Source organism: Nonlabens tegetincola (genome assembly GCF_002117085.1).
Lineage (GTDB): Bacteria > Bacteroidota > Bacteroidia > Flavobacteriales > Flavobacteriaceae > Nonlabens > Nonlabens tegetincola.
This window is the reverse complement of record NZ_CP019342.1, coordinates 1,255,154-1,270,742: the sequence shown is the minus strand read 5'-3', so window position 1 is coordinate 1,270,742 and position 15,589 is coordinate 1,255,154. Positions and strand designations below refer to the sequence as shown.

The following is a 15,589-nucleotide window of genomic DNA, read 5'->3' as shown; positions in this document are numbered from 1 at the left end:
GTTTGTCAACAGCTTCTTTTTTACTTAGGTTAACTGTAAGAATTTTATCTTTACATCTTGTATGAAACAATATATACTGGTTCTATTGCCTCTTCCATTAAGTCGAATTTTTACCTATGAGGTGAACTCTGATGCCTTTCATTTAGCGCAAATTGGAATACGAGTGGCAGTACCTTTTGGGAAGAATAAAATACAAACCGGTATCGTTGTTGGTTATACTGATGATGTCCCAACTGAATATGAGGTAAAATCTATTGAGTTTTTCTTAGATGAAGAACCTATCATTACGATTGAACAATTAAAATTATGGAAATGGATTTCCCAGTATTACATGTGTAGTATGGGGCAAGTAATGAAAGCAGCATTACCCAAATCCTTTCTGCTTGAATCTGAAACCACCTTGGTTTTAAAGGAGGATTCTATCTATTCTCAAGAAGATCTTACTGATAATGAGTTTTTAATCGTTGAGGCCCTGGAGAACAAGGCAGTTCTTAAAATAGAAGATATTATAAGCATTACAGAACGTAAAACTGTGATGCCTATCATCAATAATTTGATAGCAAAGGATATTCTAACCTTAAAGGAGGAAGTAAAAGAAAGATATAAGCCTAAGACCGAAAATTTTGTACGACTTCACGAAAATTATGCTAATGATAATGATTTAAGAACCCTTTTAAATACTCTAGAAAGAGCTCCAAAGCAAAAAGATGTTATACTAGCCTTGTTTACGCTTAGGGCTAAATATGGTGACTTTATAAAAAGAAGTGTTTTAATAGAACGCTCACAATCATCTAGTAATACCATCAAAGCCTTATTGGATAAAGAAATTCTTGTACAAGAAGCATTTAGAATTGATAGGGTTAAGTCAAATAAAGAAAAGGGTAGTGAACTAAAAACTTTAAACACAGATCAACAAAAAGCTATAGATAATATTAAGTTAGGATTTGAGAATTCTAAACCCGTTTTATTACACGGTGTAACTTCAAGTGGTAAGACCGAAGTTTATGTACGCCTAATACTTGAAGAATTAGAAAAAGGAAATCAAGTGCTTTATTTGCTACCTGAAATCGCTTTAACCACTCAATTAATTTCTAGATTACAAAATTACTTTAAACACAAAGTACTCGTTTATCATTCTAGGTATACTACTAACGAGAGACTAGAAACCTGGAATCATATTCTAGCTTCAAAAGAACCCTACGTGATAATAGGTGCACGTAGTGCTGTATTACTACCATTTTCTAAATTAGGCCTGATCATAGTAGATGAAGAACATGAATCAAGTTTTAAACAATTTGATCCTGCACCTAGATATAATGCGCGAGATACTGCAATCGTTCTAGGTCAACTTTTTAATTCTAGAATCCTATTAGGAAGCGCTACACCATCATTAGAAAGTTATTATAATGTAAAAAGCTCAAAATATCATTTAGCCGAGTTAAAAAGAAGGTTTAATAATGTTTTAATGCCAGAAATCAATATGGTGGATCTCAAACAGAAACACCGTAAAAAGAAAATGAAAGGACATTTTTCAGACACCTTGATAACGGCCATTCAAGAGTGCTTTGAAAATCAAGAACAAGTAATTTTATTTCAAAATAGGAGAGGATATTCACCCTTTATGGAATGCAATACATGTGGGCATTCTCCTCAATGCCCTAGGTGCGATGTTTCTCTTACGTATCATAAATATAAAGGACAGTTAAGGTGTCATTACTGTGGATTTCATACTGCAGCGCCTACTCAATGTGCCTCATGTACAAGCAATGATTTATCAACAAAAGGATTAGGCACAGAACAAGTTGAACAAGAATTTAAAGAATTGTTTCCTAATCATAGTATCTTAAGAATGGATCTAGATACTACTCGAGGAAAAAACAGTTATCAAACCATAATAAATCAAGTAGAAAATCAAGAGGTTGACTGTCTAGTAGGAACACAAATGCTCACTAAGGGATTGGATTTTAGAAATGTAGCGCTAGTTGGTGTTCTTAATGCAGATAGTATGCTTAATTTCCCAGACTTTAGATCGCATGAACGTTGTTTTCAATTACTCACGCAAGTAGCAGGACGCAGTGGTCGCACTAATAAGCGAGGTAAAGTATTAATTCAAAGCTATTCACCAGATCATCAAATTTTACAACAGGTTAGTGTTTATGATTATCATACAATGTACAAACAACAAGTAGAGGATAGGTATCAGTTTAAATATCCGCCGTACTATCGTATGATAAAAATAACTTTTAAAGCCAAAGATATTACTAGAGTGCAAGAGGCTGCCAATTGGTTTTACAAAGGTCTGCAACCTTTAGAAAGTGTAGGTCAATTGTTAGGTCCAGAATTTCCTGCTGTTGCCAGGATAAGAAATCAATATTTGATGAATATTTTTCTCAAGGCCGATAAAAAACACAGTATTGCTTCTATTAAAAATCATATCAATAAAGTCAAATCCAGTTTTGAATCTATAGCTCCATATAGATCAGTGAGGTGTGTAATAGATGTAGACCCATATTAAAAAAAAATGGAGTTCTGTTACGCTTTCGCGAAAGCGTAAACTAAAAAAGCACCTCAAATGAGATGCTTCTTTATCCTAATTGAACCTACTATTTAAAATTGAGACAACGCCTCAACTAATTCTGATTTCCTGTTGCGGGAAAGAGGTAACACATCGGTTCCTAATTCAACCGCTTTGGAATTGAACTTTTCTACTTTTCTAAGATTTATAATGTAAGACTTGTGAATTCTCATAAAATCCTCTTCTGGAAGAAGGTTTTCAAAAGACTTCATGGTTGAGAGTACCACAAGGTTATCTTCCTCGGTTATCAACTTTACGTAATCTCCAAGAGCTTGTATGTATCGTAGCTCTTTAAGATACACTTTACGTTTTTTAAGATTGCTTTTTACAAAGATGAATTCTCCACGATCTTCAATCATTTCGTTTTTCACCTTGTGCGCAAGTAGTGCACGTTCTACAGCATATAAAAACCTATCCTTTTTTATTGGTTTCTGTAAGTAATCGATTGCTGCATAATCAAATGCTTTAAAGGCATACTTAGTTTGACCAGTTACAAAAATAATTCCCGGTTTTTCTGCGATATCATCTAATAAATCAAATCCTGTAAGTATGGGCATTTCGATGTCTAAGAATATGAGATCAACGGATTGATTCTCTAGAGCAGATTTAGTCTCGACTGCATTACTAAACTCACCTACTAATCTAAGGTTAGGGTGACCTTCTATTAATTTGACGATTGAAAGTCGTTGGATACTTGAATCATCCACAACAAAACAATTAAGCACTGCATTACTCATACTTATTACTTTTGATTTCTTGGACAATTCTACACACTTTTCTGATGAAATGCAAAAAAAAAGTACATTTTATCGAATAAATTTGATATTTAAACGAATTACCTCATAAAAACTTGACTTCTAAATCATTGTTAATCAGCTGTTAATGATAACATTGTTAATGAAATTTTGTTTAAACTTTTATTTTCAAGCGTTTACATAATTATAATCAATTGTTAACTTTTTAAAGCAGGAATAAAAACAAGTTGTATAAATATTATTAAAAGTGTACTTTTGCAGCCGTTTAAATACAATTAATATGAATCAATACGAAACTGTTTTCATTTTGAATCCCGTTTTATCTGAAGATCAGGTAAAGGAAGCAGTAAAGAAATACGAAGATTTCCTTACTAGCCGTGGAGCAAAAATGGTATCAAAAGAAGATTGGGGACTAAAAAAGTTAGCTTACCCAATCCAAAACAAGAAAAGTGGATTTTATTCTCTTTTTGAATTCCAAGTTGAAGGTGAGGTAATCAACGATTTTGAAGTTGAATTCCGTCGTGATGAGCGCGTTATGCGTTATCTTACTGTAAAACTTGATAAGTATGCTATCGAGTGGGCAGAGAAAAGAAGAAGTAGAATGTCTAAAAAACAAAAAGCTTAATCATGGCAACATTACAACAACAAGCTAAAGGTAAAAAAGATGGTGACATCCGTTACTTGTCTCCTCTTAATATAGAAACTCAATCTAGAAAAAAATACTGTCGTTTTAAGCGTAGCGGTATTAAATACATAGATTATAAAGATGCTGATTTTTTACTTTCATTTGTAAACGAACAAGGTAAGTTATTACCTAGACGTCTTACAGGAACTTCTTTAAAGTATCAGCGTAAAGTGGCAGTTGCAGTAAAAAGAGCTCGTCACCTTGCATTAATGCCTTACGTAGGAGATTTACTTAAATAATTAATCAGTTTAACAATATGGAACTTATATTAAAGAAAGACGTAGAACATTTAGGTTTTACAGATGACGTAGTGACTGTTAAGCCTGGTTATGGTCGCAATTACCTTATCCCAAATGGACTTGCGGTAATGGCTACAGCTAGTGCAAAGAAGCAATTAGCAGAAACTCTTAAACAAAGAGCTCACAAAGAAGCAAACAATATCAAGAACGCACAATCACAAGCTGATAAATTAAACGCTCTTGAATTGAGTATCCCAGCTAAAACTGGTGATGGTGATAAATTATTCGGTTCTGTAACTACTGCAGATGTTTCAGACTATCTTGCTAAAGAAGGTATAGAAATCGATAAAAAATTCATCTCTATTGCAGGTGGTAGCATCAAAAGATTAGGCCCATACGAGGCAACTGTACGTTTCCACAGAGAAGTACAGTCTAACTTTAGTTTTAACGTAGTTGAAGCAAAGTAATCTTTCAAATTAATAACATAAAAGCCGTTTCAATTTATTGAAACGGCTTTTTTAATAAGTCTTTTTATGAAATACCGTAGACTCACAAAAGAACAGTTGGAGGAAATGCACGAGGAATTTATTCATTTTCTTGCTGCTCAGTCCATTGATAAAAAAGAATGGGATGATATTAAAAATACCCAGCCTCATGTTGCAGAACAAGAGATTGATGTGTTTTCTGATCTAGTTTGGGAAGGTGTTTTAAATAAAGCAGAATACCTAGAACACATATCGGCCCAATCAATGAATCTTTTTCACACAGGCGAAAAGGAAATGAGTCTTATATCTATCATTATAGGTAATAAAGAAATTGACATTACCACTACCGAAGGATATAAATGGTTGCAAGATAATTTACTGGATGAATCAGTTAAACTATTCACTGCTACAAAAGCTTACGGAGAATTTCCAAATGAGGATAAATTCAAAATTATTGAATCTGGAGCAGTGATAACCAAAGGACAATTATATCAGTACTTTGAAAATCTTGTTGAATTAGGCAATTAAAGTTTTATACCGAACCTGCTAAGCATTTTCTTTTCAAACCACCAGAAAAATTCAAATTGACCAAAAAGCCATCCCATGGCTACTAATAATATTTGGTAAATAGGAAAAATGATGAGCAGTCTGGCAGGCCAGTATATCCATTTGGATAATTGATCTAGCCCAATATAATGCAATAATGGACTTGAAAGTCTTGCAGATAAGGATCCTGTTATTGCAAAAACAATGAATATCGCTACCATGCGGTATTTTTTTGTTATACCCCATTTTTCATACAATTTACCAAAAAAGTACAAGCACAACCTGTAAAACAAATAAGCAAGTATTAAGGTAACACAACAGACAAATACAAATTCATAAATAGCATCTTCAAATATATTTGGTATCAAATTTATAGCTACAAAGTATCCACTAAATAGTAATCCAACTACACCTAATACGATATAAATAAGTTGCCAATTTTTCTCGATATCCCAATTGCTTTTTATCCTATTCATGGGAGCAAAGGTAAGGCTTACATCAATTTTTGATTATACTTTTTTTCAAAGAATAGGAAGTAGTTATATAGCAACCAATTTACTTCATACCCATAATCAATTTTACTTTCATAGTCGATTCTCCATACGTACAGGTTAGGATCAAATCTTGTCGGATTAAGAACTCTTAAATTATATTCCCTTACTTTGAATTGATTAGTAATTTCCATTGAGGATTGGGTGTAATATCCTCTTTGTGGTTGTGTACCCAGCCATCCATAAAACCCTGGTTCAATAATTATTATTTCATAGTCCAGGCTATCATTGGCAATACGTATGGTATCGTTAGTAATTACATTTTTATTATTCTTTACTTGATTTGATTCTTTTAAAGCACTACAAGAGATAAGAATTGCTATTAGTCCTAGTGTTGTTATAATATTTTTCATGGTAATAATTTTAAACAAAAATGATAGAAACTATATAGCTATTAAAGTACCATTTAGTAAAGACTGCATTTTATTGAGTAAAAAAGCCCTACTTATAAAAGTAGGGCTTAATTATGAGAAAATAGTAAGGAATTTATTTTCCAAATAGTCCACCTAGAAGTCCACCTAGACCACCTTTTTTCTTATTGCCACCTAGCACCATTCCGGCCACATCGTCAACAATGCTTCCATCGCCATCACTGTCTAATAAAGTTTCAATAAATGATTGATCATGTGATCCAGATTGTCCCAAAACAGATCCTAGTAAATCACCTATACCATTCGATTGCGTTTGAGAAGTCTGTTTTTGCTTACCTAGCATACCCATTAAAATAGGAGCTGCAATTTTTATAATTTTACTTACCGACTGCATGTCCATCCCACTAGATTGTGATAATGCAGTTTCAATTCTAGGTTGTTTAGCACCTAGAACATGTCCCAATATACCAGCACCGTCGTTCTCTAACTCCTCTGGAGAACCTGGACCATCACCAAAAATTCCTCCTAACATATCGAGAACACTGCCAGAACTATGTTTAGGATTTTCTAGCGCATTATTTAAAGCAGCTGCCCCTTCAGGAGTACTTGCATTACGTTGCATTGCGCCCAGTATTAAAGGCATAGCCTGTGAAAGTACATTGGCAGTTTTATCTGCTGGTTGTCCTGTTTTTTGAGATGCGCCTTGTATCAAAGTCTGACCTAGGTCAGATTGTAAAAGATCTAAAATTGAAGCCATTGTTTATTAATTTGATTTGTTTTTAAAATTACGATTTATGGTGAAAGGAATTCAAAAATATTAATTGTTAAAAAAATTAGTAGATTAAAGGTGTAAAAATACGATGAAAAGAGTGTTTTTGATGATTCGCTTTCGCGAAAGCGTAAAAATGATTCACCTTTTACTGTTAACTAAAAGTGTAAACTTGATTAAAAATCTATTAGTTATGTAATTCTATCGACTTATTTTTACTGAAATAGAAGAATTAAAATATGGGAACATTTATAATAGAAGGAGGACACCAATTAAAAGGAGACATACAACCGCAAGGAGCCAAAAATGAAGCACTTCAAATTTTATGTGCTGTACTGCTTACCGATGAACCTGTACGTATTGATAATGTTCCTGATATTATTGATGTAAATAAATTAATAGCTCTATTAAATAATCTAGGTGTAAAAGTCACAAAAAACAGTTCAGACTCCTATACCTTTCAAGCCGATGAAATCAATTTAGATTTTCTTCAATCTGAAGATTATAAAATTCAAGGAAGAGGATTAAGAGGTTCCATTATGCTAGTTGGTCCATTGCTCGCTAGATTTGGTAAAGGATACATTCCTAGACCAGGTGGTGATAAGATAGGTAGACGTAGATTAGATACTCATTTTGAAGGTTTTATAAAACTGGGAGCTACTTTTAGATACAATAGAGAAGAATACTTTTATGGGGTTGAGGCCGAAGAGTTGCATGGGACGTATATGTTATTAGATGAGGCATCGGTGACTGGAACCGCAAACATTGTCATGGCCGCCGTACTAGCTAAAGGTGTCACAACTATTTACAACGCGGCTTGCGAGCCTTACTTACAACAATTATGTAACATGCTGGTGCGTATGGGTGCCAAAATAGATGGGATAGGATCCAATCTATTAAAAATTACGGGAGTTGAAAAATTAGGAGGAACTAAACACCGAATCCTACCTGATATGATAGAAATTGGAAGTTGGATAGGTCTTGCTGCCATGACAAAAAGTGAAATTACTATCAAAAATGTAGCTTATGATGAGCTGGGAATAATTCCAGATACTTTTAGAAAATTAGGTATAACGATAAATAGAGTAGGAGATGATATTCATATTCCTGCCCATGAAGATGGTTATGAAATTCAAAACTATATAGATGGTAGTATCTTAACTATTTCTGATGCTCCATGGCCAGGTTTTACCCCAGATTTATTAAGTATTGTTCTTGTAGTAGCCACGCAAGCTCGAGGTAGTGTTCTTATTCATCAAAAAATGTTTGAAAGTAGACTTTTCTTCACAGACAAATTAATCGACATGGGAGCAAAAATAATTCTTTGCGATCCTCATAGAGCGAGTGTAATAGGTCATGATTTTAAGTCTTCTTTAAAAGCGACGACAATGACAAGTCCAGATATTAGGGCTGGGATATCTTTATTAATCGCCGCACTAAGCGCCAAAGGAACTAGCACTATCCATAACATTGAACAGATTGATCGCGGATATCAAAATATTGACTCTAGACTTAAAGCTATTGGAGCTAAAATTGAACGCGTTGGTTCTCAATTTTAAAACTAATTAACTTTATTAACGTAAAGTGTTGGTGATTAAAAGACTAAAAACCTTACCTTTAAAAAAAGGCAAGGTTTTTGGTATTTAATTGTTATGAGAAGATTCCTATTTTTATTGTTATTAGTCGCGGTTCCTTATGTTCTAAATGCACAAGAACTACCAGAGTCGACTAATAAAAAAATTAAACCTGTTCCAGAAACGGAATCAGGAGGAAGTTTGTTATTTCCAGAAAATGAGGAGTCTACTGTATTGAAAAGACCTAAAAAGGAACCCAAAATTAATCTGAGACAGGAAACAGACCTTACTAATCCCGGTATTAAATTTAAAGAGAAGACAAAGCTTAAACAAGATGCACCCATGGGACCAGGTTTTGTAAGTGATACCTTTCTAGGGGAAATAAGAACTGGGGAAACCATCATAAAATTGATGTGTAGAGATCATGGTTATCAAGATGGTGATCTAGTACGTATATGGGTAGATGATAAGGTGGTAATTGAGAAGATTTATTTAAAATATGCTTATCAAGGTGTACGAATTCCGCTTAAGCAAGGATTTAATAAAATAGAGATAGAAGCTCTTAATCAAGGTGAGTCAGGTCCTAATACGGCAGAGTTTGTAGTGATGAACGATAAAGGTGAGGTTATTCAAAAAAATGAATGGAATCTTGCTTCTGGTGTTAAAGCTTTGCTTGTTGTTCTAAAAGAATAGTTTCCAGACGATCAGTTACATCAATTACCTTCTGATTTTTAACATCATTTAATTGAAATGGGCCTATTTGTGTGCGTACAAGTCTTAAAACAGGAAAGCCTACCTTACTACACATTTTTCTTACCTGTCTAAACTTTCCTTCGTTTAAGGTGATAGAAATCCAACTTGTAGGACCGTGTTTTTCGTCTCTAATATAGGTATGAGTTAAATTGTAATCTGGTTCTTGGCTTATAGCAGCTTCACATGGATTTGTGGTATAAGGTTTACCGTTTACAGTAATAACTACACCATTTTTTAATTGTTCTATTACGGATTGAGTTATCTTCCCATCTACTTGAGCGTGATAGGTTTTTGACCATAGTTTTGATCTGTTGATAATATCACTTGTTTTGCCACAAGTGGTTAGTAAAAGTAAACCTTCAGTCTTTTCATCTAGTCTACCTATTGCCATTATGTTATCGGGAAATGAGCCCAACTCTTTTAAAAACCTTTTTCTTTTTTGTTTTCCATCATTAGTAAGAAATTGACTTACCATGCGGAACGGTTTATAAACTAAAAAATGTTGAGCATCCATAATAATGTAGATGCACAAAGATATCTGATCTAAGAGTAAAATTTAGGAATTTGATAGTTTCCTATTTTGAAAAAAAGGAAAATAACTTCTAGCTTCTATAGATTTTTTTCTTAGATAGTTTAATTGTCTTGAAAGTCCAAGATTACAAGTATTGTAGCGACTTAATAGTTCTTGTTTTTCCTTTTCCATAACGCAACATTTTACTAGAATAAAAGTAAAATAGTTCTAGCGTAACCCATTAAATTTAATGAGAATAATTAGTTAACTGTTTGTAAAATTTACAATTCTAAGAATAGGTTTCACCATGTTGCGAAGCGTCTAGTCCTCTCTTTTCTTGATCTTCTCTCACTCTCAATGGGATTATTTTATTTACTATCCAATATAATATCCAGCTGCCAGCAAACGTAAATATAGAAACGCCTACAAGAGATATCATATGCCATGCAAAAGTAGTTGTCTCTCCATAAATCAGCCCAACTTCTTTGGCAAAAACAGCTGTAAGGATCATTCCTACAACACCACCTACACCGTGAGAAGGAAAAACGTCTAGTGTATCATCAAGATCGGTTTTGTTTTTAAATCTAATAGCCCAATTACTTATTAGTGCTGCGATAAATCCTATAAAAATAGACTGACTAAGTGATACAAATCCAGCTGCTGGAGTTATGGCTACTAATCCTACTATAGCTCCAATACAAGCATTTAAAGCACTCATCTTGCGGCCAGAAAATCTGTCATAAAAAACCCAAGTAATCATAGCGGTGGCACTTGCAAGATTTGTATTTGCAAATGATATTACCGTATCCATATTTACACCTAGAGCAGATCCTGCGTTAAAACCAAACCAGCCAAACCATAATAAAGCTGTTCCTAAAATGATGTAAGCTGTGTTAGTAGTCTCGTGTGTAATCTTTTTACGTTTACCTAAGAAAACTGCACCAGCAAGTGCAGCAAATCCAGCGCTCATATGAACGACTGTCCCGCCTGCAAAATCTAGTACACCTAGATTTCTTAACAATCCATCCGGATGCCAAGTCATGTGAGCTAATGGAGTATAGATAAATAAAATGAACAGAACAATATACAGGATGTAAGATCTAAATCTTATTCTACCAGCAAAACTACCGGTAATAAGAGCAGGAGTAATAATGGCAAATTTTAATTGAAAAAAGGCAAATAATAAAAACGGAATAGTAGAACCAAAATTTGGATTAGGTGATAGAGTTACATTTTTAAAATTGAAATACGTCATTGGATTACCTATTATTCCTCCTATACTATCACCAAAGGCTAGGCTGAATCCGACAATCACCCAAAGAACACTCACAATACCTAAGGCAATAAAACTTTGTAACATCGTGGAAATCACATTTTTCTTGTTAACCATTCCACCATAGAAAAAAGCTAGTCCAGGAGTCATAAGTAATACAAACGCGCTAGCAACTAACATCCATGCAGTATCACCCGTATCAATTTGAGTACTTAATTCCCCTATCTCATAAGGTTCTCCCAAAATAAGTGAGATAATAATAAGTACAAGTAAAACGATAAAGTTCCATTTTTTTCCCATTCTTAAAACGTATTAAATTATGGTTTTAAAATTAGGAGTACTTCAAATTAGATTAATAGATAATAAAGAAAATTTCAATTCAATTCTATTGGTAAAATTATTAAGTAACTATAAATCAAACACATAATTCAGTGTTGTAGAATTGGATTATAGCAATTAAATAGAAATATCTCAAAAGAAGGAATAAATTATCAAGAATATGATAAAAGTTAAACCATCGTTGACGGAATTGCATAAAGACTATATCGTTTTCGTTTAATTCTTAATAAACTAGAAATAAAAAAACCGCCTTCAAAAGGCGGTTTTTTTATTTGCATTTATGAAAATTTAAGCTAGTACTTGCTGTACTTTATCTGCAGCTTCTTGGAATTCAACTGCACTCTGTACGTCTAGTCCAGAGTTGTCTATTAATTCCTTAGCGATTTCTGCGTTAGTACCTTGCAATCTTACAATGATAGGCACATTAATTTCATCACCCATATTTTTGTAAGCGTCAACAATTCCTTGTGCTACTCTATCACATCTTACAATACCACCAAAGATATTAACTAGGATAGCTTCTACTGCTGGATCTTTAAGAATAATTCTAAAAGCTTCCTCTACACGTTTAGCATCTGCAGTACCACCTACGTCTAGAAAGTTTGCTGGTTCTCCTCCAGCCATTTTAATTAAGTCCATAGTAGCCATTGCTAGTCCAGCACCATTTACCATACAACCTACGTTACCATCAAGATCTACATAGTTAAGACCAACTGCTTTGGCTTCTACTTCGGTTGCATTTTCTTCACGAGTGTCTCGCATCTCTGCGATGTCTTTGTGACGATAAAGCGCGTTTTCATCAAGAGAAATTTTACAGTCTACAGCGATTATGCGGTCATCACTTGCTTTTAATACAGGGTTGATTTCAAATAAAGAAGAATCAGAACCTACATAGGCATTGTAAAGAGCATTAACAAATTTTGTCATTTCTTTGAACGCTTTACCACTTAGACCTAGGTTAAAAGCTATTCTTCTAGCTTGGAAACCTTGTAAACCGTGAGCAGGATCAATAGTTTCAGTAAAAATTAAGTGTGGAGTTTCTTCAGCAACAGTTTCAATGTCCATTCCACCTTCTGTAGAATACATGATCATATTTTTACCAGCTGCACGATCTAATAAAACAGACATGTAAAACTCTTCTGGTTCACTGTCTCCAGGATAGTAAACATCTTCAGCTACAAGGACCTGGTGAACTCTTTTTCCTTCTGGCGGAGTTTGAGGAGTAACTAAGTCCATTCCTATAATTTGACCTGCAATTTCATTAACTTCATCTAGGTTTTTTGCAAGTTTAACTCCACCACCTTTACCGCGACCACCAGCGTGAACTTGTGCTTTAATTACATGCCATCCAGTTCCGGTTTCTTCGGTAAGTGCTTTTGCTGCTTCTACAGCTTCTGCAGCAGTAGTTGCTACTTTACCTCTTTGAACAGTTACACCGTATCCAGCGAGTATTTCTTTTCCTTGATATTCGTGAAGATTCATATATAGAATTTAATGTCAATTAATAATTTGTAGCAAAAATAAGAAATGAGCCTTAGAATTGATAGTATAATTTAGGCCTATTTTATTAAGGTTTTATCAAAGTACTTTGTTATTTGATCTACGCTTTCGCGAAAGCGTAATAAATACATCCCAATTTTAAATGATAAGTTTCTACTCCGTTGTAGTTATAACTTTTTCTACTCTTGCAAAACGATCACAGTTGCGCACCCAAAGTGCGGTGTTTTTTAAATCTTCTCTACCAGAAATATGATAAAAATTACAAGGAATTGTATCTGTATTTGATTTTGAAAAATCAACATTACCATATTTAAGAATAAGCTGGATACTTAACGTGTCTAATTGTTCACTTTTAAGTAATTCTCTAACTTCTGGGGACAATCTTATAGACTTTTTTCCAATATCATTTATAACCCTGGCTTCAGGCATCCACGTGCATTGAGTGCGTTTTCCTGTCCAAAAAAATAGTAGAAAGACCATTCCAATTGCAAATCCACTCATGTACAGTCCCCATCGTCTTATTTTTCTCATAACTTATTTAAAAGATGAGCAAATTTACATCGCTATGTGGTAAGTCATACCATTGTCCAACGGATTTATTTGTAAGAATACCGTGGTATAAATAAACGCTACATTTTAGACCTTTATCGGTTCGTAATGTGTGTTCAATACCACCATCACCACCGATATTAAGAAGATAGGGTGTAAAGATATTACTAAGGGAGATCGTTGCTGTACGACTATATCTACTAGGTAAATTAGGTACACAATAATGTGTAATATTAAACTTATCATAGGTAGGCGAGGAGTGAGTTGTTAATTCACTGGTTTCAAAACATCCGCCCATATCGATACTTGTATCAATTATGACAGCACCCGATTTCATATTTTCTACCATAGGCTGTGATACTACCACAGGTGTACGATCTTCACCACTTAATGCTCCAATAGCAACGTCACATCGACGCAAGGCTTTGGCTAAATATTTAGGTTGAATAGTGGACGTATAGATATGATTTCCTACACGATCTTGAATTCTCCTCAAATTGGTAATGGAATTATCAAAAACCTTTATCGTAGCACCAAGACCTTGAGCTGTTTTTGCGGCAAATTCACCTATTACACCAGCTCCTAGAATTACAACGTCAACTGGAGGAACACCTGTAATATTACCAAATAACTGGCCGGTTCTATTTGACCCAGTTGCTAGTAGCTCCGAAGCTATCAATACTGATGCAATTCCTGATATCTCCCTAAGCGCATTTACGGCTGTAAATCTTCCAGATTCATCGGTTATGAATTCGTAAGCAAGAGCTGTGATTTTTTTTGAGGCAAGTTTTTTGAAATATGCTTTACTTCTAGTTTTTAATTGAAGACCAGAGAACAAAGTTGCATTAGGCTTTAATAAGTCTATTTCATCTAAAGATGGTGGAGCAACTTTGAGTACCATGGGACAAGAAAAGACTTTATTTTTGTCTGATGTAATTTCTCCACCAGCATTTATGTAATCTTGATCGGTAAAATTACTTCCTAATCCTGCACCTTTTTCTATAATTATTTTATGTCCGTGTGCTGTAATAGCAGCAACAGCATCGGGAGTGAGACATATCCTTCTTTCAATTTCTTGATTTTCTTTAGGTATACCTATGATTAAATCTCTACTAGTTCTAGTAATTTCTAATCGCTCCTCTTGAGGTATAAGTTGGTCTTTTGTAAAAGGTGTAGAGATATTAGACATATGATAAAAACTATTAGATCCACTTATCGGATGGCTTGTGCATTTCCTCGTCTAATTTTGAACCTTGTTCATCAAGTCTTGCTCTCACGATGTCTCTTGCTGTATAACTTAAAAAGATGGCACCTATAACTACGGGTACCATAAAATATAAGTCTCTTTGATCTACAAACTCAATGGATGGGTCTAATACAGTATATACTTGTATGGCATACATTCCCATAGGTATTAATATGGCATGATACCACCAATGTTTACAGGTTAAAAACCAAATTAAGGTTATTAAAAAAGGAAATAGTTTTTGAAAAAACACCCAAAGTGCAACATAGAGATCTCCTCCAAATGGTTCAGTAAGAGAGTTTACAAAATCTGAATCAACATAATCTTCTGCATCAACAAATTGATAGAAATGAAAAAGATAAGGTAGACTTGCAAGAAAGACGATAATGATATTACCACCTAATACCTTTCTTTTCTTATTGGTAGAGTTGTTGGACATTTATAGGTTTAATGACTAGTTGCTGCAAATTAGTCAAAAAAAAGTAATTCAAAAAAAAATCGGTTACTTATTCAGTAACCGATTTTTTTATAAAAGAGTAGATAGTATTATAACCATCTTAAGTTTTCTCTGTTTAATACTTCACCTAAACGCTTCTTCTTGATTTCTTTAGAAGTTTTAGAAGTTTCTTCTTTAGCAGTATCTGGAGTGAACTGTACAGCTGCACCAGCTAATGATACTGTGAATAATGCTAAAAATGCGAAGGCTTGAATCTTTCTTGATTTCATAATGTAGGGTTTTAAATAGTTAGGTTTTCAATTAAGATGATTCAAATGTAGAATCACTTTATCGTGTAACCAAACTCCTACATGATAAAAAAGTTTAACGAAAGTAAAAAATCGTTATATAGTTTATGTGTTGCATATCGAT

At 33.9% G+C, this 15,589-nt stretch carries 18 protein-coding genes; 7 read left to right on the top strand and 11 right to left on the bottom strand.

The window, feature by feature from the left end:
- The first annotated feature begins 61 nt into the window (after positions 1-61).
- Positions 62-2,515 carry a replication restart helicase PriA gene (priA, locus tag BST91_RS06105; protein WP_085774839.1) on the top strand — a complete coding sequence of 818 codons (2,454 nt, stop codon included), beginning with the start codon at positions 62-64 and terminating at the stop codon, positions 2,513-2,515.
- A 92-nt stretch (positions 2,516-2,607) separates the two neighbouring features.
- Here the strand turns inward: priA and BST91_RS06100 are convergent, their stop codons facing one another.
- Positions 2,608-3,312, bottom strand: a complete 705-nt coding sequence (locus BST91_RS06100; RefSeq protein ID WP_042279474.1) for a LytR/AlgR family response regulator transcription factor — start codon at positions 3,310-3,312, stop codon at positions 2,608-2,610.
- Positions 3,313-3,610: 298 nt separating this feature from the next.
- Here BST91_RS06100 and rpsF point away from each other — a divergent pair, with 298 nt between their 5' ends.
- From rpsF to BST91_RS06080, 4 genes are all read left to right on the top strand, one after another.
- Positions 3,611-3,955, top strand: coding sequence for a 30S ribosomal protein S6 (gene rpsF / locus BST91_RS06095; RefSeq protein ID WP_042279266.1), 345 nt, complete (start codon positions 3,611-3,613; stop codon positions 3,953-3,955).
- Between the two features lie 2 nt (positions 3,956-3,957).
- Entirely contained in the window at positions 3,958-4,254 is a 297-nt protein-coding gene (gene rpsR, locus BST91_RS06090; RefSeq protein WP_042279264.1) for a 30S ribosomal protein S18, read from the top strand.
- A 17-nt stretch (positions 4,255-4,271) separates the two neighbouring features.
- A complete protein-coding gene (gene rplI / locus BST91_RS06085) occupies positions 4,272-4,721 on the top strand; it encodes a 50S ribosomal protein L9 (protein ID WP_042279262.1) in 450 nt (149 codons plus the stop codon).
- Between the two features lie 66 nt (positions 4,722-4,787).
- On the top strand, positions 4,788-5,267 hold the full coding sequence (locus tag BST91_RS06080; protein ID WP_085774838.1) for a DUF6495 family protein: 480 nt from the start codon (positions 4,788-4,790) through the stop codon (positions 5,265-5,267).
- Here the strand turns inward: BST91_RS06080 and BST91_RS06075 are convergent.
- The 3 genes from BST91_RS06075 to BST91_RS06065 form a co-directional block, all read right to left on the bottom strand.
- Positions 5,264-5,761: a DUF6787 family protein gene (locus BST91_RS06075; protein WP_085774837.1), complete on the bottom strand. Its 498-nt coding sequence runs from the start codon at positions 5,759-5,761 to the stop codon at positions 5,264-5,266. The genes BST91_RS06080 and BST91_RS06075 overlap by 4 nt on opposite strands.
- A gap of 17 nt (positions 5,762-5,778) precedes the next feature.
- Positions 5,779-6,189, bottom strand: a complete 411-nt coding sequence (locus BST91_RS06070; protein ID WP_060524887.1) for a DUF6146 family protein — start codon at positions 6,187-6,189, stop codon at positions 5,779-5,781.
- Positions 6,190-6,322: 133 nt separating this feature from the next.
- Positions 6,323-6,964 carry a DUF937 domain-containing protein gene (locus BST91_RS06065; protein ID WP_060522373.1) on the bottom strand — a complete coding sequence of 214 codons (642 nt, stop codon included), beginning with the start codon at positions 6,962-6,964 and terminating at the stop codon, positions 6,323-6,325.
- 251 nt (positions 6,965-7,215) lie between these two features.
- Between BST91_RS06065 and murA the strand changes: the two genes are divergently transcribed.
- Complete coding sequence (gene murA / locus BST91_RS06060) at positions 7,216-8,535, top strand: UDP-N-acetylglucosamine 1-carboxyvinyltransferase (protein WP_042279252.1); 1,320 nt, start codon at positions 7,216-7,218, stop codon at positions 8,533-8,535.
- Between the two features lie 93 nt (positions 8,536-8,628).
- A complete protein-coding gene (locus tag BST91_RS06055) occupies positions 8,629-9,243 on the top strand; it encodes a hypothetical protein (RefSeq protein WP_052510373.1) in 615 nt (204 codons plus the stop codon).
- Here BST91_RS06055 and BST91_RS06050 read toward each other — a convergent pair.
- The 7 genes from BST91_RS06050 to BST91_RS06020 all read right to left on the bottom strand — a co-directional run bounded on the left by BST91_RS06050 (position 9,212) and on the right by BST91_RS06020 (position 15,447).
- Positions 9,212-9,778, bottom strand: coding sequence for a pseudouridine synthase (locus BST91_RS06050; RefSeq protein WP_244895702.1), 567 nt, complete (start codon positions 9,776-9,778; stop codon positions 9,212-9,214). The two genes, BST91_RS06055 and BST91_RS06050, sit on opposite strands and share 32 nt — an antisense overlap.
- Positions 9,779-10,103: 325 nt before the next feature.
- The gene (locus BST91_RS06045) at positions 10,104-11,387 is read right to left on the bottom strand and encodes an ammonium transporter (RefSeq protein ID WP_085774835.1); all 1,284 of its coding nucleotides are present in this window, start codon (positions 11,385-11,387) and stop codon (positions 10,104-10,106) included.
- A gap of 327 nt (positions 11,388-11,714) precedes the next feature.
- A complete protein-coding gene (gene sucC / locus BST91_RS06040; RefSeq protein ID WP_060522378.1) occupies positions 11,715-12,908 on the bottom strand; it encodes an ADP-forming succinate--CoA ligase subunit beta in 1,194 nt (397 codons plus the stop codon).
- A gap of 171 nt (positions 12,909-13,079) precedes the next feature.
- On the bottom strand, positions 13,080-13,457 hold the full coding sequence (locus tag BST91_RS06035; RefSeq protein ID WP_085774834.1) for a hypothetical protein: 378 nt from the start codon (positions 13,455-13,457) through the stop codon (positions 13,080-13,082).
- Between the two features lie 7 nt (positions 13,458-13,464).
- Positions 13,465-14,664, bottom strand: coding sequence for an alanine dehydrogenase (locus BST91_RS06030; protein ID WP_085774833.1), 1,200 nt, complete (start codon positions 14,662-14,664; stop codon positions 13,465-13,467).
- Positions 14,665-14,677: 13 nt separating this feature from the next.
- Entirely contained in the window at positions 14,678-15,160 is a 483-nt protein-coding gene (locus BST91_RS06025; protein WP_042279246.1) for a hypothetical protein, read from the bottom strand.
- Between the two features lie 107 nt (positions 15,161-15,267).
- Complete coding sequence (locus BST91_RS06020) at positions 15,268-15,447, bottom strand: hypothetical protein (RefSeq protein WP_042279245.1); 180 nt, start codon at positions 15,445-15,447, stop codon at positions 15,268-15,270.
- Positions 15,448-15,589 lie beyond the last annotated feature (142 nt).